A 21,289-nucleotide genomic window follows, 5' to 3' on the forward strand; every position below is an offset into this window, starting at 1 on the left:
GCAATGCAAAGCGTCTTCATCAGAGCCGCGAAGCCACTGCTTCCAGCTGCGTCGCCACCTGGCCCCAGCCCTCGTGGAAACCCATCTTCTCGTGCATCTCGCAGTCCTCGACGGTCCAGTGGCGGGCGATGGCGGTGTAGCGGGTCTTGCCGTCGCCGAGGTCGTCGAAGAGAATCTCGGCGCTGAAGAAGGCCTTTTCGGTGGGCTTCCAGTCGGGGCCGAAGGCATCGGTCGTGATGATGCGCCTGTCCTTCTCCACCTTCAGGAAGATGCCGGTGTTGTCCATGTGGAAACCGTCCGGGCCGGTCATGACCGTGCGGAACTTGCCGCCGTCGCGCGGCTCGATCTCGATGACCGGCGTCTCGTAGGGTTTCGGCGCGAACCATTCCTTCATTAGCTCCGGCGTCGTCCAGGCCTTGAAGAGCTGGGCGGGCGTTGCGTTCAGCACGCGGGTCAGCACCAGTTCGCGGTTGTTGGCGGGCTTGATCTCGGCGTCGGTCATGTCTGTCTCCTCGTTGGATATGTTCGGCGGTTCATCGCAAGGACGCCCGGCCGACGGCCAGTCCGACACCGAAAAGGGGTTATTTTTCGGCTGCGGCCCTTTCGCGCTGCATGCTGTCGAGATGCTGGCGGATATGGGCCGCCTCCGCCGAACTCGTGGCGAGCGCAATGGCGCGGTCGAAGGCTTCGTGCGCCTCGCCATAGCGGCCGAGCTGCTTGAGCAGGCCGCCGCGCAGCCCGTGGAAATAGAAATAGCCGTTCAGCTTGTCGGCAAGCGGCTCGATCAGCGCCAGCGCCGCCTCCGGCCCTTCGCGCTTCGAGACGGCGACGGCGCGGTTGAGCCGCACCACCGGCGAGGGCTGCAGGCGCTCCAGCGTCTGGTAGAGCAGGTCGATCTCGAGCCAGTCCGTCTCCGCCGCCGTTTTCGCGCGGGCATGCAGCGCGGCGATCGCCGCCTGGACCTGGAAGGCCCCGGGCGCGCGATGGCGGATCGCCTTGTCGATCAGCACCAGCGCCTCGTCGATCAGGCTGCGGTCCCAGAGCGAACGGTCCTGGTCCTCCAGGAGCACGATCTGCCCGTCCTTGTCGAAGCGGGCCGCAAGCCGCGAATGCTGGAGCAGCAGCAGCGCCGTCAGGCCCATGATCTCCGGCTCGGCCGGAAAGAGTTTCAGGAGCAGCCGCGCCAGCCGGATCGCCTCCGCGCAGAAGGGCGTATCCGCCTTGTCGGGAACGCCCGCCGAATAGCCCTCGTTGAAGACGAGATAGATCATCGCCCCGACGAGGCCGAGCCGCTCGGCCCGGGCCACCGCATCCGGCGTCTCGAAGGGAATGCCGGCCGCGCCCACCTTCGCCTTCGCCCGGGTGATGCGCTGCTCCATCGCCGCCTCCGAGACGAGGAAGGCGCGGGCAATCTGCCGAACCGACAGGCCCGAGACGATGCGCAGCGCCAGCGCGATCTGCTGGGTCGCCGGCAGGTCCTTGTGGCAGCAGACGAAGAGCAGGCGGAGAATGTCGTCCCGGTAATGCGCGCCGTCCAGCCGGTCCGCAAGGTCGCTTTCCGTATCCTCCAGGTCGGACAGCACCTCCTCGGGCGGCAGCGGCTGGTGCCTGGCGCGCTTGCGCACCTGGTCGATGCCGCTGTTGCGGCCGACGAAGATGAGCCAGGCTGCCGGATCGCGCGGCGGGCCCTTGTCGGGCCAGGTCTTCAGCGCACGCAGGCAGGCCTCCTGATAGGCCTCCTCCGCCATGTCGAGGTCGCGGAAGTAGCGCAACAGCGCCCCCATGGCCTGCGGCCGCGCCGAGGTCAGCGCCAGATCGATCCAGGCAAGCTCTGTCATGTGATGGGTACTCCCGGATTGAAATACTGCAGCGGCCGGACCTCATAGGTGCCGTTGGCCGGATTGACCGCCGAAAGCTCACGGGCGAAGGTGATCGCCTCCTCCAGCGTCTCCACGTCGAGCACGAAGAAGCCGAGGAACTGTTCCTTGGTTTCGGCGAAGGGGCCGTCCATGATGATATCGTCCGTCGCGCCCTTGCGCACGGTGACGGCCGCCGTCGTCGGCATCAGCCGCGCGACCGGACCGAGCTTGCCCGCCTCGGCATAACGCTGGTTGACCGCCCCGAGATCGGCCATGACCTTCGCGTCGAGCTCCTTGCTCCAGGCGTTGACTTCACTTTCGGCGTCGTAACAAAGAACGGCATACAGCATGGTGAACTCCCGTTGGTTGAAAGACGTAGGAGTAGCGTCTCAGCCGACAGGGCGCACCGGAATATTTTTGATGATAGGGATAAAGGCGGGTGATGAGAGCCTAGGAAAGATCGAAATCCGCGGGCGTCAGCCGGCCGGAACGCAGCAGGTGCTGCAGGACAAAAGCGACGGATCGGGCATCGTCGACGGCATCGTGGGCGCGGAGCGAACCCTGGTCGAGACCGTATAACGACATGAGCCCGCTGCTGGGCGTCTTCTGCATATCCTCATACGCCATGCCGCCGCGCAGCAGCAACTTGCACGCATTGTCGAATCGGTTCGCGGCGATGGGCGGCGTAATCCCGGCGACATAGCAACTCGTCGCCAACATGCCGAGTTCGTCCTTGCCCCACGACCAGAGCACCAGGCCGCGCGCATAGTCGGCGAACCGTGCGAGCGCCGTTTTCAGGTCGATTCCGGAAGCATCGATCATGCCGTCGCCAATACCTGTCAGCGCCGTGAGGAAGGGATCGATCGCGCAGCGGCGGCCATACCTGTCGCGCGGCTCCACATAAACGTTGAACGCGTCTTCGATTTCGAAATCACCGGCCAGCCGAAGCTTGACCGCCCCGATCTGCACCACCAGCGGATCAGGATCGTAAGGCCCGCACCAGAGCCGCCGCTGAGCGCCTTCGGCCGAGAGAAACTCGCAATCGAAAATCACCGCCGCTTCAGGCATCACGCTCTCCCCGTCACCATCAGCCGCACAGGCAGTTGCCGGTAGCCTATCCGTTGCTCAGCGTGCGCCGCACCGCGTCCTTCCAGCCCTTGATCTTCACCGCACGGGTCTTCTCGTCCATCTTGGGCTCGAAGCGCGTATCCCGCGCCCAGGACTTGGCGAACCCCTTGCGGTCCGGCCACACGCCCGCGCGCTGGCCGGCGAGCCATGCGGCGCCGAGGGCGGTCGTTTCCAGGATGGTCGGACGGTCGACGGGCGCGTCGAGGATGTCGGAAAGGCGCTGCATGGTCCAGTCGGAGGCGACCATGCCGCCGTCGACGCGCAGCACCGTTTCCTTGCCGTTCGCCTTCCAGTCCTTGTGCATGGCGTCGAGCAGGTCGCGCGTCTGGTAGCAGACGGCCTCCAGCGCGGCGCGGGCGAATTCCGCCGGCCCCGTATTGCGCGTCATGCCGTAGATGGCGGCGCGGGCGTCGGGGTCCCAGTGCGGCGCGCCGAGGCCGGTGAAGGCGGGCACGAGGTAGACGTTCTGCATCGGATCGGCCTTGGCGGCAAGGTCGCCGGTGTCGGGCGCGGCCTTGATGACCTTCAGCCCGTCGCGCAGCCATTGCACCGCCGCCCCGGCGATGAAGATCGAGCCTTCCAGCGCATAGGTTGTTTCGCCGTCGAGCCGGTAGGCGATGGTGGTGAGCAGCCGGTTCTTCGAGCGCACCATGTCGGTGCCGGTGTTGAGCAGCGCGAAGCAGCCGGTGCCGTAGGTGGACTTCATCATGCCGGGTTCGAAGCAGGCCTGGCCGATGGTCGCCGCCTGCTGGTCGCCGGCAACGCCGAGGATAGGGATTTCCGCGCCGAACAGGCCCTTTTCCGTCACGCCGAAATCGGCGGCGCAGTCGAGCACGTCGGGCAGCATGGCCTTCGGCACGCGCAGGATGTCGAGCAACTCGTCGTCCCAGGCGTTGGAGGCGATGTTGTACATCAGCGTGCGGCTGGCATTGGTGGCATCGGTGACATGGGACTTGCCGCCCGTCAGCCGCCAGATCAGGAACGTGTCGATCGTGCCGAAGCAGAGGTGCCCGTGGGCAGCCCGCGCCCGCGCGCCCTTCACGTTGGAGAGCATCCAGGAGAGCTTGGTGCCCGAGAAATAGGGATCGAGCAGCAGGCCCGTCTTCCTGGTGAAGGTCTTTTCGAGGTCCTGCTTCTTCAGCTTCTCGCAATAGGAGGCGGTGCGGCGGTCCTGCCAGACGATGGCATTGTGGATCGGCCTGCCGCTCTCGCGCTCCCAGACGACGACCGTCTCGCGCTGGTTGGTGATGCCGATGGCGGAAATGTCGGAGGCGGCAAGGCCCGCCTTCTTCAAAGCGGCCTTGACGGACCAGACGACGCTGTCCCAGATTTCCTCCGGATCGTGCTCGACCCAGCCGGACTGCGGAAAATGCTGCGTGAATTCCTTCTGGCCGGAACCGACGACCTTCTGCTTGCCGTCGAAGACGATCGCCCGGCTCGATGTGGTGCCCTGATCGATCGCGAGAACATATCCGCCCATCTCTTCCTCCCAGCTGCGGGTCGCTCCCAGACCCTTCGGAATCTTCAATACGATACTAAAACGAATGTCAAAGGAAAATAAAACGCAAGTCACGCTCTGCCCTCAGCGGGACTGTACCGCGCGGAAAACGCAATTGTCATCGCGCGAGTTTTGGGCGTAGGCTACCGCAACGCAGCATGAACGGGAGACAGCAAGCATGAAAAGCGTCGTCGTAACGGGCTCCACCAGCGGCATCGGCCTTGCCATCGCCACCGCCTTCGCCGAAAGCGGCGCCAATGTCGTCATCAACGGGTTCGGCGCGGCGGACGAGATCGAGGCGATCCGCGCAAGGCTCGACGGCCTCGGCAAGGGACGCGTGCTCTATCATCCCGCCGACATGACGAAGCCGCACGAGATTTCCGACCTCGTCGAGACGGCGGTGGAAGCATTCGACGGCGTCGACATCCTCGTCAACAATGCCGGCATCCAGCACGTCGAGAAGATCGAGGATTTCCCGGTGGAGAAGTGGGACCAGATCATCGCGATCAACCTCTCCAGTTCCTTCCACACGATCCGCGCCGCCATTCCGCACATGAAGCGCAAGGGCTGGGGCCGCGTCATCAACGTCGCCTCGGCGCACGGCCTCGTCGCCTCGCCGTTCAAGTCCGCCTATGTGGCCGCGAAACACGGCATCATGGGCCTGACGAAGACCGTCGCGCTGGAAGTCGCCGAGAACGGCATCACCGTCAACGCCATCTGCCCCGGCTACGTGCTGACGCCGCTCGTCGAAAAGCAGATCCCCGACACGGCCAGGGCCCGCGGCATCAGCGAGGCTGAGGTGAAGTCCGACGTCATGCTGAAGTTCCAGCCGACCAAGGAGTTCGTCGGGGTCGACGAGGTCGCGGCCATCGCGCTTTTCCTCGCCTCCGATGCGGCAAAGTCGATCAACGGCACCCATATATCGGTGGATGGCGGCTGGACCGCCCAGTAGAAACGGAAGCGCGGGCACCCTGTGTATCCGCGTGTTCGCGATGGCGGGGCACCGTGCTCCGCCACAGGCCGCCCCTTCCCGGCGGCGGCCAAACCGCCCCACGCCCAGGCGCGTGTCGGCCATCGGACGGCTGAGGGCCGTCAAAGAAGGATGACATGAACTTTCTGCAGGACAGTCTGGAGGGCTTTCTCGCCCGGGAACACCGCGTCGTCATCGTCGAGGTCACCGTCGCCAAGGGTTCGACCCCGCGCGACGAAGGCACGTTCATGCTGGTGGCGCCGACGGAAATCCACGGCACCGTCGGCGGCGGCCAGCTCGAATACGACGCGATCGAGAATGCGCGAAAGATGCTGGCGGATGCCGGCGGCGAGGCGAGGCTCGACATTCCGCTCGGCCCCGAGATCGGCCAGTGTTGCGGCGGGCGCGTCGAGCTCACCTTCACCTTTGCCGACGCGCAGGCCCGCGAGGCGCTCGAGGCACGCCTTGCCGAAGAGGAACGGCGCAAGCCGCAGGTCTGGGTCTTCGGCGCCGGCCATGTCGGCCGGGCGCTGGCGGATGCGCTGACCATGCTGCCGCTCAACATCTTCGTGGTGGAGGCGCGCCAGAGCGAACTCGACCAGCTCACCTCCGAGGTGCACCACCGCCTTGCCGCCCTGCCGGAGGCGCTGGTCGCCGACATTCCGCCGGGCTCTGCCGTCGTCATCGTCACCCACGACCATGCGCTGGATTTCCTGATCGGGCAGGAAGCGCTTGCCCGTACCGACCTTGCCTATGTCGGCATGGTCGGCTCGACGTCGAAACGCGCCTCCTTCCTGCACCATCTGGAACGGCAGGGCATCGACCGCAGCGCGGCCGACCGGCTGGTCCTGCCGATCGGCGGCACGGCGGTGGACGACAAGCGCCCGGAGGTCATCGCCGCGATGACCGCCTCGGAAGTGCTGCTCGCCTTCGCCACCTGGCGGCAGAACGGGGACGCCCCCACGGCGGCAGGCTAGCCGCGGCCGTCGAGAAAGCCGAGATCGCGCTTCATGTAGTCGGAAAGCTCGCGCGGATCGAGGCGGGGGACGCGCTTGCGCCGCCGCCCCAGGAAGACGCGGGAGAGCTTATGCCAAAGGCTTTCCTTGCGAAACGGCAGGCGGGCCGCCGGCGCCTGATCGACGATGCATGTCATGGTAAAACCTCGTAAATTCCATCCATTGGCTTGCAGGATGCGCCGAAAGATGATGGAATTCCAATCGAAGCTTCGTCTGTATCCATAAAGAGAACTTGGCCTTGAAGATGTCGCGCAACTTCCCGCTCAATGCGCTTCGCGTCTTCGAGGCGGCCGCGCGGCATGCCAGCTTCACCCGCGCCGGCGACGAGCTCGGCATGACGCAGACCGCTGTCAGCTACCAGATCAAGCTTCTGGAGGAGACGCTCGGCGAGACGCTGTTCCTGCGCCAGCCGCGGCAGGTGATGCTGAGCGAGGCCGGCGAGCGGCTGGCGCCCAAGGTGGCCGAGGGGCTGACGAAACTGGCCGAAGCGGTGGCGGACCTGCGCGGGGCGGCCGAACAGAAGCTGCACATCCATTCGACGCCCACCTTCGCCACGCAATGGCTGAGCCGCACGCTCGGCGACTTCCAGCTCAAACACCCGACCATCGCCGTCCGGCTTTCCACCTCGCAGGAGCTGATCGACTTTGCCCGGGAAGAGGCGGATGTCTCGATCCGCTGGGGCAAGGGCGATTGGCCGGGCCTCACCTGCCACCGCGTCATGCGCATGGACTTCGCCCCCATGCTGAGCCCGGCGCTGGCCGAGACGATCGGCGGCATAAGGGAGCCGGCAGACCTTCTGAAACTGCCGATCATCAGCCCGCTGGACATCTGGTGGCGCACCTGGTTTTCCGCCGCGGGCATCGACGATCCGGGCCTCGAACGGTTTCCCCCGAACGAACTCGGCGTGCAGACGATCGACGCCCAGGTGGCAATGGCCGGCCAGGGCGTCGCGATCCTCAATCCCGGCCACTTCCGGGCCGAGGTCGCCGCCGGCCAGCTCTACCAGCCCTTCGAGCTGACATGCAACGATGGCCGCGACTACTGGCTCGCCTATCCGGAAAACCGCCGCAACATCCTGAAGATCCGTGCCTTTCGCGACTGGATCCTGGCGACGATGCCGGCGGCGGTGTAACCGTTAGGCCTTGGCGTCCAGTTCGGGATAATGGCGGAAGAGATCACTTTCGTTACCGGGAAGCCGACGATCGCTGGCGAGATAGGCGCTGATCCGCGAATGCCCGGCGACCGCGGCGCAGAGCGCCTTGATCTTCGGATAGCGCGGATAGAGCCCGTCGATCAGCACAGGGAAGGCGTAGGTCAGGCCGTCCATGACCTGGAACAGCGAGAGATCCGCATAGCTGAGCCTGTCGCCGACAAGATGCGTTTGACTGTCCGGGTTTCGCGCAAGGATGCCCTCGAACCAGTCGAGGAATTTCGGAACGCGCTGCGCGCGGAATTCCGCCGCCCGCCGCAGCGATTCGGGCTTCTGGTTCTCGTAGTACTCCCCCGCCCCGATGGGATGGTGGACGTCATGGCCCTCCAGGACGAAGTCGGCGATGGTCAGCTGGATCTGATGCGTCCAGAGCCGCAGCCGCGGCTCGCGGGGCGCAAGGTCGAGCTTGTCGCCGAGATAGAGCAGGATGGCCGCCACCTGCCCGACGACCACGTCGCCGTCCCTCAGGAAGGGCGGCGCGAAGGAGGGCGTGGCCACCTCCCGGCTTACCTTCGACAGGATGCCGTCGCCCTCCTCGCGCGCGACGTCGCGATAGGGCGCACCGGCCGCCTCCAGCGCGAGGCGGATATATTCTCCGCGCCCCTGGATGCCGGTCCAATAGTACAGTTCGTAGGTCATGGCGCAAAACACCCTTGGCCGGGCGGCGGTTCCGCCCGGGGCGAATTTTCGGGCGCACTGCAATCGAAATCAGAGGGATAGCCGTTTGGACCGCCCTTCCCTCGCCGCCGATTATTGCGCAATGTGCGCGGTGCGGAAAGAGCATGAGGGGACGCGCCGATGTATGAATATGCCATCGCCTGGGAATGGCTGACCTTCGCGGTCCGTTGGCTGCATGTCATCACCGCCATCGCCTGGATCGGCTCGTCCTTCTATTTCATCGCGCTCGATCTCGGCCTCGTGAAGCGGCCGCATCTGCCGGCCGGCGCCTATGGCGAGGAGTGGCAGGTGCATGGCGGCGGCTTCTACCACATCCAGAAATACCTGGTGGCGCCAGCCTCGATGCCCGAGCACCTCACCTGGTTCAAATGGGAAAGCTACATGACCTGGCTTTCCGGCTTCGCACTGCTCTGTCTCGTCTATTACGGCGGCGCCGACCTCTTCCTGGTCGACCGCTCGGTGCTCGACGTCTCGACGCCGGTCACCATCCTCATCTCGCTCGCCTCGCTGGCACTCGGCTGGATCCTCTACGACCTTCTCTGCAAGTCGCCGCTCGGCAGGAACACCTGGGGGCTGATGCTCGTCCTCTATTGCATCCTCGTCGCCATGGCCTGGGGCTACACGCAGGTCTTCACCGGCCGGGCCGCGTTCCTCCATCTCGGCGCCTTCACGGCGACGATCATGTCGGCCAACGTCTTCTTCATCATCATGCCGAACCAGCGCGTCGTCGTCGCCGACCTCATCGCCGGCCGCACGCCCGATCCGAAATACGGCGTCATCGCCAAGCAGCGTTCCACGCACAACAACTACCTGACGCTGCCCGTCATCTTCTTCATGCTGTCGAACCACTATCCCCTCGCCTTCGCGACGGCCTTCAACTGGATCATCGCCGCACTGGTCTTCCTGATGGGCGTGACGATCCGGCACTGGTTCAACACGAACCATGCCCGCAAGGGCAAGCCCACCTGGACCTGGCTCGTCACCGCGCTCCTCTTCCTCCTCATCATGTGGCTTTCCACCGTGCCGAAGGTGCTGACCGGCGAAAGCGCGAATGCCGGTCTTCCCCCCTCCGCGCAGCGGTTCGCATCGAACGGCCATTTCCCGGCGGTGCGCGATCTCGTCTCCACCCGCTGTTCGATGTGCCATGCCGCCGAACCCGTCTGGGAAGGGCTTCGCGCGGCGCCGAAGGACGTGGTGCTCGAAAGCGAAACGGCGATTGCCCTCCATGCCCGCGAGATCTATCTGCAGGCCGGGCGCAGCCATGCCATGCCGCCGGGCAATGTCACCGGCATGACGAGGCAAGAGCGCGCCCTGATCACCGCCTGGTTCGAAACCGCAGCAGAAGGACGCTGACCGCCATGACGACAACCCTCATCCGCGGACGCCTGCTCTCCTTCCTCCGCCGCCCGGTCGCGATCGACGATACGGCAAGCTATCGCTACGAGGAGGACGGCGGCCTGCTGGTGGAGGACGGGAAGATCGCCGCCGTCGGCCCCTATGCGGACATGCGCGCGGCTGCGCCCGCCGAGGTGGAGGAGATCGACCATCGCCCGCATCTCATCCTGCCCGGCCTCATCGACACGCATCTGCATTTCCCGCAGATGCAGGTGATCGGCTCCTATGCCGCCAACCTCTTGGAATGGCTGAACACCTATACCTTCCCGGAGGAATGCCGCTTCGTGGAGAGCGAGCATGCCGCCCGCATCGCCCGCCACTTCTACGACGAGATGATCCGCCACGGCACGACGACCGCGGTCGCCTATTGCTCCGTGCACAAGACCTCCGCCGACGCCTATTTCGCCGAGGCGCTGAAGCGCGGCATGTGCATGGTGGGCGGCAAGGTGATGATGGATCGCAACGCGCCGCAAGGCCTGCTGGACACGCCCGAAACGGGCTATGACGAGACGCGCGCCGTGATCGCCGAATGGCACGGCAAGGGCCGCAACCATGTCGCCATCACCCCGCGCTTCGCCATCACCTCGACACCGGCGCAGATGGAAATGGCGGCCGCGCTCGCCCGCGAATTCCCGGACCTCCACATCCAGACACACCTTTCCGAAAACCACGACGAGATCCGCTTCACCCGCGAGCTCTATCCCGATGCGCTCGACTATACGGATGTCTATGCGAAACACGGCCTGCTGGGCCCGAAAAGCCTGTTCGGCCATTGCATCCACCTCTCCGAGCGGGAAGCGGATGCGATGAGCGAGGCGGGCGCCGTCGCGGTGCACTGTCCCACCTCCAACCTCTTCCTCGGCTCCGGCCTCTTCCCCCTCAAGGCGCTGTCGCGCCGGGAGAGGCCGGTGCGCATCGCCGTCGCGACGGATGTCGGCGGCGGCACGAGCTATTCGATGCTGAAGACGATGGACGAGGCCTACAAGATCCAGCAATTGCTCGGCGAGCGGCTGAACCCGTTCGAGAGCTTCTACCATATGACGCTCGGCAATGCCGAGGCGCTGTCGCTCGAGGACCGCATCGGCACGCTGGATGCCGGCACGGACGCCGACTTCGTGGTGCTGGATGCCGCCGCGACACCTGCCATGGCGCTGAAGATGGAAGTGGTGCGCTCGCTGACGGACGAACTCTTCCTGCTCCAGACGCTCGGCGACGACCGGGCCGTGCGCGAGACCTACGTGGCCGGCAAGCCCATGAAGGCGGCGCTCTAACTGCCGCGATAGGTGGAGTAGCCGTAGGCCGTAAGCAGCAGCGGGACGTGGTAGTGGCTCGACGGATCGGCGACGCCGAAGCGCAGGGGTATGCGGTCGAGGAAGGCGGGTTCGGTGGTGACCGCCCCCGTCGCGCGCAGATAGTCGCCGGCGTGGAACACCAGCTCATAGGTGCCGGCCATGAAGCCGACGCCCTCCACCAGCGGAGCGTCGACGCGCCCATCGCCGTTCGTCACCCTGGTCACGATGTGCTGGTGCTCGCCGTTCTCGATCCAGAAGAGATCGATCGTCAGGCCGGCCGCGGGCTTGCCGAGCGCGGTGTCGAGGACATGGGTCGTGAGGCGGCCGGGCTTGTTCATGGGTTCCTCAGGGATGTTCGATGATGAAGGGTTCGTCGAAGAAGAACTCCTCCAGGTTGACGCCGCCGCCGAGGCGGTCGACCACGAGGAAATCGCTCACCGCGTCGAGGGTCATCAGCGGATGGTGCCAGACGTTGCGGCGATAGTTGACGCCCTGACGCCCCCCGGCGCGGAAGACCTGCGGCCTGCCCGGCCTACCGCCCTCGTCCTCCGCCACCACGACCAGCCAGGGCCGGTCGTCGATCGGCGAGAAGCTCTGGCTGCCGAAGGGATGGCGCTCCATCATGTCGACGGCATAGGGGAAGGCCCTTGGGCTGCCGCGGAAGAGGTTGATGATGACCTTCGCATCCTCGCCGACGGCCTCGGCCTCGGCGAGCGCATGGTAGCGCTCGGTATTGCCGCCGTTGATATGGCGCATCGTGGCGGGATCGGCCTCGATCACCGTGCCGAAGGGGGCGAAGGCTTCCTGGGTCAGCGGCCGGATCGTCAGTTTCTCAGCCATGAGACAGCCCTCCCGGGGAGAGGAAGGGCAGTCTTTGGTGGTCGGGCATGTTCATTCTCCGGGGAGAGCAGCGGTCAATCTGAGGAGCGCGATGCGCTCCACCTGGGTTTTCGCGGTTTCGAACTCCGCCGCCGCCGTGTTGCCGATGCGGGCCTCGAAGGCGGCCAGGATGTCGCCCTTGTTAAGCCCTTTCACCGCAATGATGAAGGGGAAGCCGAACTTTTCCGTATAGGCGGTGTTGAGCTCGGTGAAGCGGGCGTGCTCGGCCGGAGAGAGCCGGTCGAGGCCGGCACCGGCCTGCTCGTTGCGGCTGTCCTCCGTCAGCTCGCCGGCGATCGCCAGCCTGCCGGCAAGATCCGGATGGGCACGCAGCACGCCGAGCTGCTCGGCCTCGCTCGCCGTGCGGAAGGCCTCGACGAGCGCGGCATGCACGCCCGCTGCCGTCAGCGGCAGGGCGACGGTGCCGGCATCGAACGCGCGCTCGGCGATGAAGGGCGAATGCTCGAAGACGCCGCCGAAACGGGCGAGGAAATCGGCCCGGTCGATCATGCGCCCTTCCCCTTCGACGGGTGGTGGTTCTCGATCCAGTGGCGCGCGATGTCGATGCGCCGCGGGATCCAGACCTTCTCATGGCCGAGCACGTAATCGACGAAGCGGGCGAGCGCGGCGGCGCGGCCGGGCCGGCCGACGAGGCGGCAGTGCAGGCCGATGTTGAGCATCTTCGGGCTGCCTTCGGCACCCTCCTGGTAGAGCACGTCGAAGGCGTCCTTCAGGTAGGTGAAGAACTGGTCGCCGGTGTTGAAGCCCTGGGGCGTCGCAAACCGCATGTCGTTGGTTTCGAGCGTATAGGGGATGATCAGGAAGGGCTCGCCGTCGAGGCCCGGCACCCAGAAGGGCAGGTCGTCCGCATAGGAATCGGAGGAATAGACGAAGCCGCCCTCCTCCATGACCAGGCGCAGCGTATTGCCGGAGGGCTTGCCCTGGTACATGCCGAGCGGATGAGAGCCCGTCAGCTCCTTGTGCAGGCGCACGGCCTCGCGGATGTGCTCGCGTTCCTTCTCCTCGGAAAAATCCTTGTATTCCAGCCAGCGGTAGCCGTGGCTGGCGATTTCCCAGCCGGCTTCCTTCATGGCGGCGACGGCTTCCGGGTTGCGCGCCATGGCGAGCGTCACGCCGTAGACGGTGGTCGTGACGTTGCGGCTGGTGAACAGGCGATGCAGGCGCCAGAAGCCTGCGCGCGAGCCGTATTCGTAGATCGATTCCATGTTGAGGTTGCGCTGGCCCGGCCAGGGCTGCGCGCCGACGATTTCCGAGAGCAGGCACTCCGACGCCCCGTCACCGTCGAGGATGCAGCTTTCGCCGCCCTCCTCATAGTTGATGACGAACTGCACGGCGATGTTGGCATCGCCCGGCCAGCGCACCTTGGGGGGCGTGCGGCCGTAGCCGATCAGGTCGCGCGGATAGGTCTTCTCAGTCATTCGATCACCTCGACAATGGGCGGAACCGGTGCAGCGGACGGCCGGAAGCCGAATTGAATCCGATGCATACCCTCATGAAAGGAACCATTACCGCCTCGGCCCGTTTCCTGTCCATCACAAGCAAGGAGAAACACCTATGGCCATGCAGGATGCAAACATTCGCGAAACCCAGGATCTGATCGCCAGCGACAAGGTGGAGGGCACGAGTGTCTACGGGGCCGACGGCAAGCATATCGGCTCGGTGGAGCGTCTGATCCTCGACAAGCGCAGCGGTCACGTCTCCTACGCGGTGCTCAGCTTCGGCGGCTTCCTCGGCCTCGGCCAGGACCACTATCCTCTGCCCTGGGCGAAGCTGAGCTATGACGAAGGCCTCGGCGGCTATCGCGTCGACGTAACGAAGGAGCAGGTCGAGCGCGCACCGCACTATGAAAGCGATGCCGAATACGACTGGAACCGCCGCAATGGCAAGGTGATCCACGACTATTACGGCGTGCCGCCCTACTGGATGTAAGCACGGGTCACACCCGTCCGGCTTCCTCGAAGTGGGCCGCGACGGTGAACGAGGGCGGTACGCCAAGCGTGCCGCCCTTGATTTCGTCCAGCACCGCGCGCGCCAGTTCATGCGCCAGGCCGAAGCTCACCTTGAAGCCGCCGGTTATCAGGCTGACGGTCGGGTGATCGGGATGGCGGCCGACCATCGGCTCGCGGCCGATCGCCTTGGGCCGCAGCCCTGCCCAGCGCTCCACGACCGGCGCTTCCGCCAGAACCGGCGCCATCTGCCGTGCCCTGGCGATCAGCGCGTCGAGAAGCCCGTCAGTGCCGGAGGGATCGGCAAAGCTGTTTTCGCTGGTGCTGCCGATAGCGACGAGGCCGTCCTCATGCGGCACGATGTAAAGTCCGTCGGCAAAGATCACCGGCAATGCCGGATCGACGGGCGCCCGAAGCAGTGCCGCCTGCCCCTTCACCGCGCTCCCCACCGGCCTTGCCAGCGGGGGAACGAGCGGCGCGAGCAAGGCGAAGGTCTCGACGCCGGCCGCCAGCACGCAATGGCCGAAGGCCAGGCTGGCGCCATCCTCGAACCGGGCGATGCCGCTCGCCGGGTCCAGCGCGGAAAGCCCCGCGCCTTCGCGGATCGTGACATTCGGCAGGCGCGCGAGCGCGGCCCGCAAGGCGGCGAGCAGCGCGCGGGGCGCAAGGCGGGCGGCGAGATGATCATGGACGAGCCCCGAAGCCATCGCCGTTTCCGCCGGCCATCCCGCGACGGGGGACGCGTCCAGCACCTCGAAGGCGAAGGTGCGGCCGGGCATCGTCCAGACGGAAAGCGCATCCTGTGCATGGCCAAGCGCGATGGCACGGTTGTGGGGCTTAGGAAGGGGAATAAGGCGGCCGGTGCGGCGATAGCCGGCGGAGAGCCCGGTTTCGGCCTCCAGCGCCGCGATCTCCGCCTCGAGCGAAACCAGCGCGGAGAACTGGAAAGCCTTCTTGGCGTTCCAGCGGTCCGGCAGATGCGGCATCAGCGCGCCGAGCACGCCGCCGCTGGCGCCGGCGCCGATCGCACGCCGCTCGGCAAGATGCACGGACAGGCCCTGCCGGGCGGCAAGAAGCGCGGTCCACAGGCCCATCACCCCGCCGCCGGCGACGATGAGGTCCACGGCCGGTTGACCGGCGGCCTTCCCGCGATTATCGGCATTCGCCATGGCTGACCACAATCCTGAAAACACGCCGCAGACCGAAGCCGTCCTCGACTGGCACGACGGCGATATGCCCTATTCCCGGGCCTTTGACGACCACTTTTATTGCCGCAGCGACGGCCGGCTGGAATGCGGCCATGTCTTCCTCGCCGGCAACGGGCTGCCGGACCGCTGGCAACGGAAAGCACCTTTCCGCATCGCCGAACTCGGCTTCGGCACCGGCCTCAACCTCTGCGAGACCTGGCGGCAATGGCGCGGGACTGCGCCGGAAGGCGCAAGCCTCCACTTCACCTCCTTCGAGCGTTTCCCCATGGCGCGCGCCGATATCGCCCGGGCACTCGCGCACTGGCCGGAAATCGAGCACGAACGCACGATCCTTACCGACAAATGGCCGGATGCATCGGCCGGGCGTGTCGAGATCGACCTTGCGCCCGGTGTCCGCCTCACCGTGGTCTGCGGCGCGGCGCTGGAAAGCCTCGGGAGCGAGACGACACCCTTCGACGCCTGGTTTCTCGACGGTTTCGCGCCTGCGCGCAATCCGGACATGTGGTCGGCCGAGCTGATGGCGGCGGTCTTCCGGCTGACCGTTCCCGGCGGGCGCTTCGGCACCTATGCGGCGGCCGGCTTCGTGCGGCGCAACCTTGCGGCCGCCGGTTTCGTCGTGGAACGCCGGCCGGGTTTCGCGGGAAAACGGGAAATGCTGTGCGGGGAAAGACCGGTCGGCTGAACGCTCACGACAGCGTGCCGGTCACGGCGTCCCTGCCGCTGCGCTTCAGCCAGCGGTCGAGCTTTTCTTCGAGCTTCTCGATGCTGATCGGCTTCGTCAGGTAATCGTCCATGCCCGCAGCCAGGCAGTCCTCGCGATCGCCATCGAGCACATGGGCGGTGACGGCGACGATCGGCACCCGGCGGCCGGAGCCGCTTTCGATCGCGCGGATCGCACGGCTCGCCTGCAGGCCGTCCATCACCGGCATGGAGATGTCCATCAGGATCATGCCGGGGCGGGACGCGCGGAAAACCTCCACCGCCTCCTGCCCGTTTTCCACCAGCCGGAAGCGCAGGCCGGAGGCCATCAGCATCTGGGTGAAGAGGATCTGGTTGACCTCGTTGTCCTCGGCCACGAGGACATCGAGGATTTCGCCTTCGGCGGCCGCGACCCCGGAGGTGGCCGCATGCGGGCGCAGCGGCAGGACCTTGCCCTCGCCCGCGCCTTGCGCCGGAGCCTTCGTTCCGCGCATCGCCCGCAGCACCTCGGACACCGTCTCGCGCAGCAGGTCGGCCCGCACGGGCTTCATGAGATGGGCCTGGATATCCGGCGAGGCGAGCAGCCTGTCATCGGCCGGCAGGGTCATGGATGTGAGCATGATCACGGCGATACCGGCGGTTCGAGGCCCTTCCCGCAGCGCCCGCACGAAATCGAAGGCACGCTCCGGGTGGTAGTCGAGCAGGACGGCATCCACCGAGACGCCCATGTCGCCTGCCGCGGCGAGCACGGCAAGCGCCTCCGTCTCGGAGCCGACGGCGGTCGCGTCGAAACCCCAGTCGAGCAGCATGTCGTGCGCGGCCTTGCGGGAGAGGTCGTGCCCGTCGACGACGAGGATGCGCGCGCCCGGCGCCCTGGCCGGCACGATACGGGCCGGCAGGGCGGCGACGGCGAGCGCCATCGGCAGGCGCACGGTGAAGGCCGAACCGCTGCCGACCTCGCTGGTCGCCGTGAGCGTGCCGCCGAACAGGCGCGTCAGCCCGTCGGTGATGGCGAGGCCGAGGCCGGTTCCCTCGTGGCGGCGGGTCGAGGAAGCGTCGACCTGCGAGAACTTCTCGAAGATCGATTCCATCTTCTCGGCCGGAATGCCCGCCCCCGTATCCTCGACGCGGATGATGATCTCCACGCCGCCATCCCCGCCCGTCTGCGCGGAAAGATCGATGAGGACATGCCCGCGGTCGGTGAACTTGACGGCGTTGCCGACGAGATTGGTGACGATCTGGCGGAAACGGCCCGCGTCGCCCATCACCACGGCCGGCATGTTGGCAGCGCCGCGCACGACGAGCTCGATGTCCTTCTCCGCCGCCTTAGCCGACAGCAGCGTCGCAACGTCCTCGATCGCCTCCACCGGATTGAAAGCGGTGGCACGCAGCGTCATCTGGCCGGCATCGATCTTCGAGAAGTCGAGGATGTCGTTGATGATGGTGAGCAGCGCATTGCCGGACTTCACCATGATGTCGATGAAGGTCTTCTGCCGCGTATCGAGGTTCGATTTGGCGAGCAGCTCCGCCATGCCGAGCACGCCGTTCATCGGCGTGCGGATTTCATGGCTCATATTGGCGAGGAATTCCGACTTCGCCTTGTCGGCCGTCTCGGCGCGGGTAACGAGGCGGCGCAGCTCGTCCTCGCGGCTCTTGAGGTCCGTGATATCGGAAAAGACGATGACGTCGCGGCCGCGGCTCGTCGGGGTCACGTCGAGACGCAGCCAGCGCTGGTAGCCGCTGAAGACCGTCAGCGACGCCGGCTTGCCGGTGAAGAGGATTTCCCCGAACCGGCTGGCATCGACGGGCTCCTCGCCGAGGAAGCCGGCGATGTCGCGGTCGATGCAGCTTTGCAGAACGTCCTTGACGAGCGCGCCCGGCTGCAGCAGTTCGCGCGGCATGGCGATCATCGCGGACAGCGCCTCGTTGGAGAGCACCACCACGCCGTCCTCGATGATGAGGAGGCCCTGGCTCATCGAGGAGACCGCGTCCTTGACGAGGCTGCCGACCTCCTCGAGGGCGCTGCGGGTCTCCAGCACCTCGCGCTCGCGCTCGCGCCGCTCGGTGATGTCGATATAGGTCAGGAGGCAGCGGCCGCCGGAGATCGCACAGCCGGCCTCGATCACCGTCCGGCCGCTGGCATAGGCGACCTCGCGCGCTGGCGTCTCGCCGGCCCGGATACCGGAAATGCACGCCTCGTAGGCCTCGGCAAGCGTCCCCTCTTCCCCGTAGGCGCCGCCCTGCGCCTGCTGGAAGCGCAGGAGGTCGCCCAGCGGGCGGCCTTTCATCGGCGGCAGCGCGCCGTCCCACAGCTCCTCGAAGGCGCCGTTCACCAGTTCGATATTGCCGGCCACATCGACGACGACGATGCCGACAGGCAGCGATTCGACGATGCTTTCGAGGTCCGCCTTGGCGCCCTCCGCCTCGCGTTGGGCCTCGATCAGCTGGCCTTCGCGCTTCTTCAGCACCGTGGTGTCGGTGATCGAGCCGATGAGATAGCGTTTTTCGTCCAGCGTCGTGACGCGGCAGAGCCGCGAGATCGTCGGCAGCACCGAGCCGTCCGGCCGGACATGATCGATCTCGGCTTCAAGCAGTTCGCCGGTATCGAGCACGAGCTGGTTCTGCGCGTGGAACTTCTCGCCCTGCCCCGGAAACATGTCGAGCGTGGTGAGGCCGAGCAGTTCTTCCGGCTGCCGGCCCGTCAGCGCGACATAGGCGCGGTTGGCGAAGATCATGCGCTGGTTCTCGTCGCGCATGAAGCTTGCGACCGGCAGCTCGTCGAGCAGCGCCCGATAGAGGCTGATCTCCTGCGAATGCTGCTTCAGCCGCCCTTCGCTCTCCTTCAGCGCCGTCACGTCGAGGCGCAACGCAACGAAGGTGCCATCCGGCCGGCGCTGCGTGACGAGGCGGACCCAGCCGCCGGCAAGACGGACGACGCATTCGTGCAGCGGCAGGTCATAGCAGGCAAGCCGCGCGGCGACCCAGTGCTCGCGCTCGTCCTCGGACGTGTGTCCCACTTCGATATCGTGCAGCGCACGCGTGAGCGCGGCGAGGCTGACGGGGCCGTCCGCAAGCGTGCCGACGAGCAGCCGGTAGAACTCCCGCATGCTGCGATTGGCGTATCGCAACCGGTTGTCGGCCTCGAAGACGGCGACCCCCGCCCCAAGCGCATCGAGCGCATCTTCCACAGGCTCGCCAGACGCGGTATCGCCGCGCTCCCCGGCCGCGGCGTCCGCCAGCCGCGCCGCAACGCCATTCAGATTGGCGGCGGCACAGATCGTGGCGGCCGTCCCCTCGGCCGAGGGCGTGAAAAGGCCGACGAGCACCGAGAGGGTCGGGGAGATTCGCTCGCGCTTCATGGCGATATCGAAGCTGCCGCCGCCGAAGGGGTGCAGATAACGGGCCCGCTCGGGGTTTCCGAAGATCAGGCAGCGGCGTTCCGGATCGTCGCGGTCGCCATGGCCCGGCGCCTCGCCGCTTTCGTCGCTGCTAAGGCCGATCATCTCCGCGGGACCGTGGCCGAAGAGGCGCGCATAGGCCTCGTTCACCGCCAGATAGCGCAACTCGCTGCTTTTGACATATGCCGGATACGGGTGTTCGCGAACGCGCGCACAGGCCGCCACCAGCAATTCGTCTTGAGTTTCAGCCACGCCACGCGCTCCCCGAAGCAGGACGGAGGGAGAGATTCATACCCCTCGGGGGGTACCACTAATCCTTGAACGGATGGTTAACCTTTCGTTGCCGGAAGTGACGCATCCAGGAAGGCGCATCCCGAAACCGCTTATCCACCAGGGCATTTGGCTGTCGCAAATGGCGGGGCATGCCGTTGCAGGACATGCGACAAAGGCGCGAGGCAAACCAGACCGGGGCTGCGCTGCACATGGGCGACGTGATCAAACTCGAAAGTCACCTCGAACAACCGGAGGCGTCCGAGACGCCCGTCGAGCGCCGGCGCCGCAGCGGCGGGCGCAGCGCAGAGCGCATCCGCCGGCCGACGGCCACCTCCAGATACCTCAATCTCGTTAACACGACGGCTTCCTCCACGGTGCTTTCCGAGGATGCGCTGGAGGCCGTGCACCAGGCATCGCTCACCATCCTCGAAGAGATCGGCATGGACATCATCCTGCCGGAGGCGCGCGAGCGCATGAAGGCGGCCGGCGCCGAGGTGACGCCCGGCACGGACCGCGTGCGCTTCGACCGCGGGCTCATCCTGGACATGATGGCCTCCGTCCCGCCCGCCTTCACGATGCATGCGCGCAATCCCCTGCGCAATGTCGAGATCGGCGGCAACAACCTCGTCTTCGCGCAGGTTGCCTCCGCCCCCTTCGTCGCCGACCGCGACGGTGGCCGGCGCGCCGGCAACCAGGAGGATTTCCGCAAGCTGGTCAAGCTCGCCCAGTCCTACGACGTCATCCACACGACGGGCGGCTATCCGGTCGAGCCGGTCGACATCCACGCCTCCGTCCGCCATCTCGACTGCCTGTCGGACCTGGTGACGCTGACCGACAAGGTGTTCCACGTCTATTCGCTCGGCAGGCAGCGCAATCTCGACGGCATCGAGATCGCCCGCATCGGCCGCGGCATCTCGATGGAGCAGATGGAGCGCGAGCCCTCGCTCTTCACCATCATCAACACCTCCTCGCCGCTACGGCTCGACGGCCCGATGCTGCAGGGCATCATCGAGATGTCGTCGCGGGGCCAGGTCGTGGTGGTGACGCCCTTCACGCTGGCCGGCGCCATGGCGCCGGTGACGATCGCGGGCGCCGTCGTGCAGCAGAATGCCGAGGCGCTGGCCGGCATCGCCTTCACGCAGATGGTACGGCGCGGCGCGCCGGTCATGTATGGCGGCTTCACCTCCAATGTCGACATGAAGACGGGCGCGCCCGCCTTCGGCACGCCGGAATACATGAAGGCGGTGATCGCCGGTGGCCAGCTCGCCCGCAAGTACAACATCCCCTATCGCACCTCGAACACCAATGCCTCCAACACGCTGGATGCACAGGCCGCCTATGAATCCGCCTTTTCCCTCTGGGCGCTGACGCAGGGCGGCGGCAACTTCATCATGCATTCGGCCGGCTGGAGCGAGGGCGGCCTGACGGCCTCCTTCGAGAAGTTCATCCTCGACGTGGACATGCTGCAGATGGTGGCCGAATATCTGGCGCCGCTCGATGTCAGCCCGGACGCGCTGGGCGTTGAGGCCGTGCGGGACGTCGGCCCGGGCGGCCACTTCTTCGGCACGCCGCACACGCTCGCCCGCTACGAGACGGCGTTCTACGCCCCGATCCTGTCGGACTGGCGCAATTTCGAGACATGGACGGAAGCCGGCCGGCCGACCACCTACGATCATGCCAACCGGGTCTTCAAGGAAAAGCTCAACGCCTACGAGAAGCCGCCGCTCGACCCGGCGATCGAGGACGAACTGGAAGCGTTCGTCGCAAAGCGCAAGGAAGAGGGCGGCGTTCCCACGGATTTCTGAGGCTTTTTTCCTAC

General features: G+C 66.2%; 21 protein-coding genes. 8 read left to right on the forward strand and 13 right to left on the reverse strand.

Going from position 1 to position 21,289, the window contains the following annotated elements:
- Positions 1–19 precede the first annotated feature (19 nt).
- The 5 genes from WMC41_RS14585 to glpK all read right to left on the reverse strand — a co-directional run bounded on the left by WMC41_RS14585 (position 20) and on the right by glpK (position 4,467).
- On the reverse strand, positions 20–502 hold the full coding sequence (locus tag WMC41_RS14585; RefSeq protein ID WP_272806127.1) for an SRPBCC family protein: 483 nt from the start codon (positions 500–502) through the stop codon (positions 20–22).
- A gap of 79 nt (positions 503–581) precedes the next feature.
- The gene (locus WMC41_RS14590) at positions 582–1,838 is read right to left on the reverse strand and encodes an RNA polymerase sigma factor (protein ID WP_432344230.1); all 1,257 of its coding nucleotides are present in this window, start codon (positions 1,836–1,838) and stop codon (positions 582–584) included.
- Complete coding sequence (locus WMC41_RS14595; RefSeq protein WP_244767098.1) at positions 1,835–2,209, reverse strand: YciI family protein; 375 nt, start codon at positions 2,207–2,209, stop codon at positions 1,835–1,837. Before WMC41_RS14595 ends, WMC41_RS14590 begins: the two co-directional genes overlap by 4 nt.
- Before the next feature lie 100 nt (positions 2,210–2,309).
- Positions 2,310–2,927: a 3'-5' exonuclease gene (locus tag WMC41_RS14600; protein WP_244767099.1), complete on the reverse strand. Its 618-nt coding sequence runs from the start codon at positions 2,925–2,927 to the stop codon at positions 2,310–2,312.
- A gap of 46 nt (positions 2,928–2,973) precedes the next feature.
- Positions 2,974–4,467 carry a glycerol kinase GlpK gene (gene glpK, locus WMC41_RS14605; RefSeq protein ID WP_432344233.1) on the reverse strand — a complete coding sequence of 498 codons (1,494 nt, stop codon included), beginning with the start codon at positions 4,465–4,467 and terminating at the stop codon, positions 2,974–2,976.
- A gap of 196 nt (positions 4,468–4,663) precedes the next feature.
- On the opposite strand from glpK, the gene WMC41_RS14610 reads away from it, so the two are divergent.
- Together WMC41_RS14610 and xdhC are read left to right on the forward strand one after the other, a co-directional pair.
- Positions 4,664–5,437, forward strand: a complete 774-nt coding sequence (locus tag WMC41_RS14610) for a 3-hydroxybutyrate dehydrogenase (RefSeq protein ID WP_272806132.1) — start codon at positions 4,664–4,666, stop codon at positions 5,435–5,437.
- A 155-nt stretch (positions 5,438–5,592) separates the two neighbouring features.
- Positions 5,593–6,432, forward strand: coding sequence for a xanthine dehydrogenase accessory protein XdhC (gene xdhC, locus WMC41_RS14615; RefSeq protein ID WP_432344236.1), 840 nt, complete (start codon positions 5,593–5,595; stop codon positions 6,430–6,432).
- On the opposite strand, the gene WMC41_RS14620 is transcribed toward xdhC, so the two are convergent.
- Positions 6,429–6,608 (reverse strand): hypothetical protein, encoded by a 180-nt coding sequence (locus tag WMC41_RS14620; RefSeq protein WP_432344239.1) that lies wholly within the window; start codon positions 6,606–6,608, stop codon positions 6,429–6,431. The genes xdhC and WMC41_RS14620 overlap by 4 nt on opposite strands.
- Before the next feature lie 101 nt (positions 6,609–6,709).
- On the opposite strand from WMC41_RS14620, the gene WMC41_RS14625 reads away from it, so the two are divergent.
- Positions 6,710–7,603, forward strand: a complete 894-nt coding sequence (locus WMC41_RS14625; protein ID WP_432344241.1) for a LysR substrate-binding domain-containing protein — start codon at positions 6,710–6,712, stop codon at positions 7,601–7,603.
- Between the two features lie 3 nt (positions 7,604–7,606).
- On the opposite strand, the gene WMC41_RS14630 is transcribed toward WMC41_RS14625, so the two are convergent.
- Positions 7,607–8,320, reverse strand: a complete 714-nt coding sequence (locus WMC41_RS14630; RefSeq protein ID WP_432344243.1) for a glutathione S-transferase — start codon at positions 8,318–8,320, stop codon at positions 7,607–7,609.
- A gap of 159 nt (positions 8,321–8,479) precedes the next feature.
- Here WMC41_RS14630 and puuD point away from each other — a divergent pair, with 159 nt between their 5' ends.
- Together puuD and guaD are read left to right on the forward strand one after the other, a co-directional pair.
- Positions 8,480–9,712: a urate hydroxylase PuuD gene (puuD, locus tag WMC41_RS14635; RefSeq protein ID WP_432344245.1), complete on the forward strand. Its 1,233-nt coding sequence runs from the start codon at positions 8,480–8,482 to the stop codon at positions 9,710–9,712.
- 5 nt (positions 9,713–9,717) lie between these two features.
- Entirely contained in the window at positions 9,718–11,025 is a 1,308-nt protein-coding gene (gene guaD, locus WMC41_RS14640; RefSeq protein ID WP_432344247.1) for a guanine deaminase, read from the forward strand.
- On the opposite strand, the gene uraH is transcribed toward guaD, so the two are convergent.
- Genes uraH through puuE form a run of 4 tightly spaced genes read right to left on the reverse strand, consistent with a single transcriptional unit; the run spans position 11,022 to position 13,364 of the window.
- Complete coding sequence (uraH, locus tag WMC41_RS14645) at positions 11,022–11,384, reverse strand: hydroxyisourate hydrolase (RefSeq protein WP_272806136.1); 363 nt, start codon at positions 11,382–11,384, stop codon at positions 11,022–11,024. The two genes, guaD and uraH, sit on opposite strands and share 4 nt — an antisense overlap.
- 7 nt (positions 11,385–11,391) lie before the next feature.
- Positions 11,392–11,886: an ureidoglycolate lyase gene (locus WMC41_RS14650; RefSeq protein ID WP_272806137.1), complete on the reverse strand. Its 495-nt coding sequence runs from the start codon at positions 11,884–11,886 to the stop codon at positions 11,392–11,394.
- Positions 11,887–11,937: 51 nt separating this feature from the next.
- Positions 11,938–12,435: a 2-oxo-4-hydroxy-4-carboxy-5-ureidoimidazoline decarboxylase gene (gene uraD / locus WMC41_RS14655; protein ID WP_432344252.1), complete on the reverse strand. Its 498-nt coding sequence runs from the start codon at positions 12,433–12,435 to the stop codon at positions 11,938–11,940.
- Complete coding sequence (puuE, locus tag WMC41_RS14660; protein WP_288083040.1) at positions 12,432–13,364, reverse strand: allantoinase PuuE; 933 nt, start codon at positions 13,362–13,364, stop codon at positions 12,432–12,434. Before puuE ends, uraD begins: the two co-directional genes overlap by 4 nt.
- Before the next feature lie 136 nt (positions 13,365–13,500).
- Between puuE and WMC41_RS14665 the strand changes: the two genes are divergently transcribed.
- Entirely contained in the window at positions 13,501–13,875 is a 375-nt protein-coding gene (locus tag WMC41_RS14665; RefSeq protein WP_064330851.1) for a PRC-barrel domain-containing protein, read from the forward strand.
- A 7-nt stretch (positions 13,876–13,882) separates the two neighbouring features.
- Here WMC41_RS14665 and WMC41_RS14670 read toward each other — a convergent pair whose 3' ends face one another.
- The gene (locus WMC41_RS14670) at positions 13,883–15,061 is read right to left on the reverse strand and encodes an NAD(P)/FAD-dependent oxidoreductase (RefSeq protein ID WP_432344257.1); all 1,179 of its coding nucleotides are present in this window, start codon (positions 15,059–15,061) and stop codon (positions 13,883–13,885) included.
- Here WMC41_RS14670 and mnmD point away from each other — a divergent pair.
- Positions 15,060–15,782: a tRNA (5-methylaminomethyl-2-thiouridine)(34)-methyltransferase MnmD gene (gene mnmD / locus WMC41_RS14675; RefSeq protein ID WP_432344259.1), complete on the forward strand. Its 723-nt coding sequence runs from the start codon at positions 15,060–15,062 to the stop codon at positions 15,780–15,782. The genes WMC41_RS14670 and mnmD overlap by 2 nt on opposite strands.
- 4 nt (positions 15,783–15,786) lie before the next feature.
- Here mnmD and WMC41_RS14680 read toward each other — a convergent pair whose 3' ends face one another.
- Complete coding sequence (locus tag WMC41_RS14680) at positions 15,787–19,449, reverse strand: PAS-domain containing protein (RefSeq protein WP_432344261.1); 3,663 nt, start codon at positions 19,447–19,449, stop codon at positions 15,787–15,789.
- A 230-nt stretch (positions 19,450–19,679) separates the two neighbouring features.
- On the opposite strand from WMC41_RS14680, the gene WMC41_RS14685 reads away from it, so the two are divergent.
- Positions 19,680–21,275 (forward strand): trimethylamine methyltransferase family protein, encoded by a 1,596-nt coding sequence (locus WMC41_RS14685; protein ID WP_432344263.1) that lies wholly within the window; start codon positions 19,680–19,682, stop codon positions 21,273–21,275.
- Positions 21,276–21,289: the final 14 nt, after the last annotated feature.

It is taken from the genome of Shinella yambaruensis, from assembly GCF_050859155.1.
Lineage (GTDB): Bacteria > Pseudomonadota > Alphaproteobacteria > Rhizobiales > Rhizobiaceae > Shinella > Shinella yambaruensis.

Coding starts and splice junctions, on each gene's coding strand:
- mnmD (WP_432344259.1), top strand. CDS start 15,060: ATGGCTGACCACAATCCTGAAAACACGCCGCAGACCGAAGCCGTCCTC.
- WMC41_RS14600 (WP_244767099.1), bottom strand. CDS start 2,927: ATGCCTGAAGCGGCGGTGATTTTCGATTGCGAGTTTCTCTCGGCCGAA.
- WMC41_RS14585 (WP_272806127.1), bottom strand. CDS start 502: ATGACCGACGCCGAGATCAAGCCCGCCAACAACCGCGAACTGGTGCTG.
- WMC41_RS14630 (WP_432344243.1), bottom strand. CDS start 8,320: ATGACCTACGAACTGTACTATTGGACCGGCATCCAGGGGCGCGGAGAA.
- WMC41_RS14670 (WP_432344257.1), bottom strand. CDS start 15,061: ATGGCGAATGCCGATAATCGCGGGAAGGCCGCCGGTCAACCGGCCGTG.
- WMC41_RS14590 (WP_432344230.1), bottom strand. CDS start 1,838: ATGACAGAGCTTGCCTGGATCGATCTGGCGCTGACCTCGGCGCGGCCG.
- WMC41_RS14620 (WP_432344239.1), bottom strand. CDS start 6,608: ATGACATGCATCGTCGATCAGGCGCCGGCGGCCCGCCTGCCGTTTCGC.
- glpK (WP_432344233.1), bottom strand. CDS start 4,467: ATGGGCGGATATGTTCTCGCGATCGATCAGGGCACCACATCGAGCCGG.
- WMC41_RS14610 (WP_272806132.1), top strand. CDS start 4,664: ATGAAAAGCGTCGTCGTAACGGGCTCCACCAGCGGCATCGGCCTTGCC.
- puuD (WP_432344245.1), top strand. CDS start 8,480: ATGTATGAATATGCCATCGCCTGGGAATGGCTGACCTTCGCGGTCCGT.
- xdhC (WP_432344236.1), top strand. CDS start 5,593: ATGAACTTTCTGCAGGACAGTCTGGAGGGCTTTCTCGCCCGGGAACAC.
- WMC41_RS14665 (WP_064330851.1), top strand. CDS start 13,501: ATGGCCATGCAGGATGCAAACATTCGCGAAACCCAGGATCTGATCGCC.
- WMC41_RS14650 (WP_272806137.1), bottom strand. CDS start 11,886: ATGGCTGAGAAACTGACGATCCGGCCGCTGACCCAGGAAGCCTTCGCC.
- guaD (WP_432344247.1), top strand. CDS start 9,718: ATGACGACAACCCTCATCCGCGGACGCCTGCTCTCCTTCCTCCGCCGC.
- uraH (WP_272806136.1), bottom strand. CDS start 11,384: ATGAACAAGCCCGGCCGCCTCACGACCCATGTCCTCGACACCGCGCTC.
- uraD (WP_432344252.1), bottom strand. CDS start 12,435: ATGATCGACCGGGCCGATTTCCTCGCCCGTTTCGGCGGCGTCTTCGAG.
- WMC41_RS14685 (WP_432344263.1), top strand. CDS start 19,680: ATGGGCGACGTGATCAAACTCGAAAGTCACCTCGAACAACCGGAGGCG.
- WMC41_RS14595 (WP_244767098.1), bottom strand. CDS start 2,209: ATGCTGTATGCCGTTCTTTGTTACGACGCCGAAAGTGAAGTCAACGCC.
- puuE (WP_288083040.1), bottom strand. CDS start 13,364: ATGACTGAGAAGACCTATCCGCGCGACCTGATCGGCTACGGCCGCACG.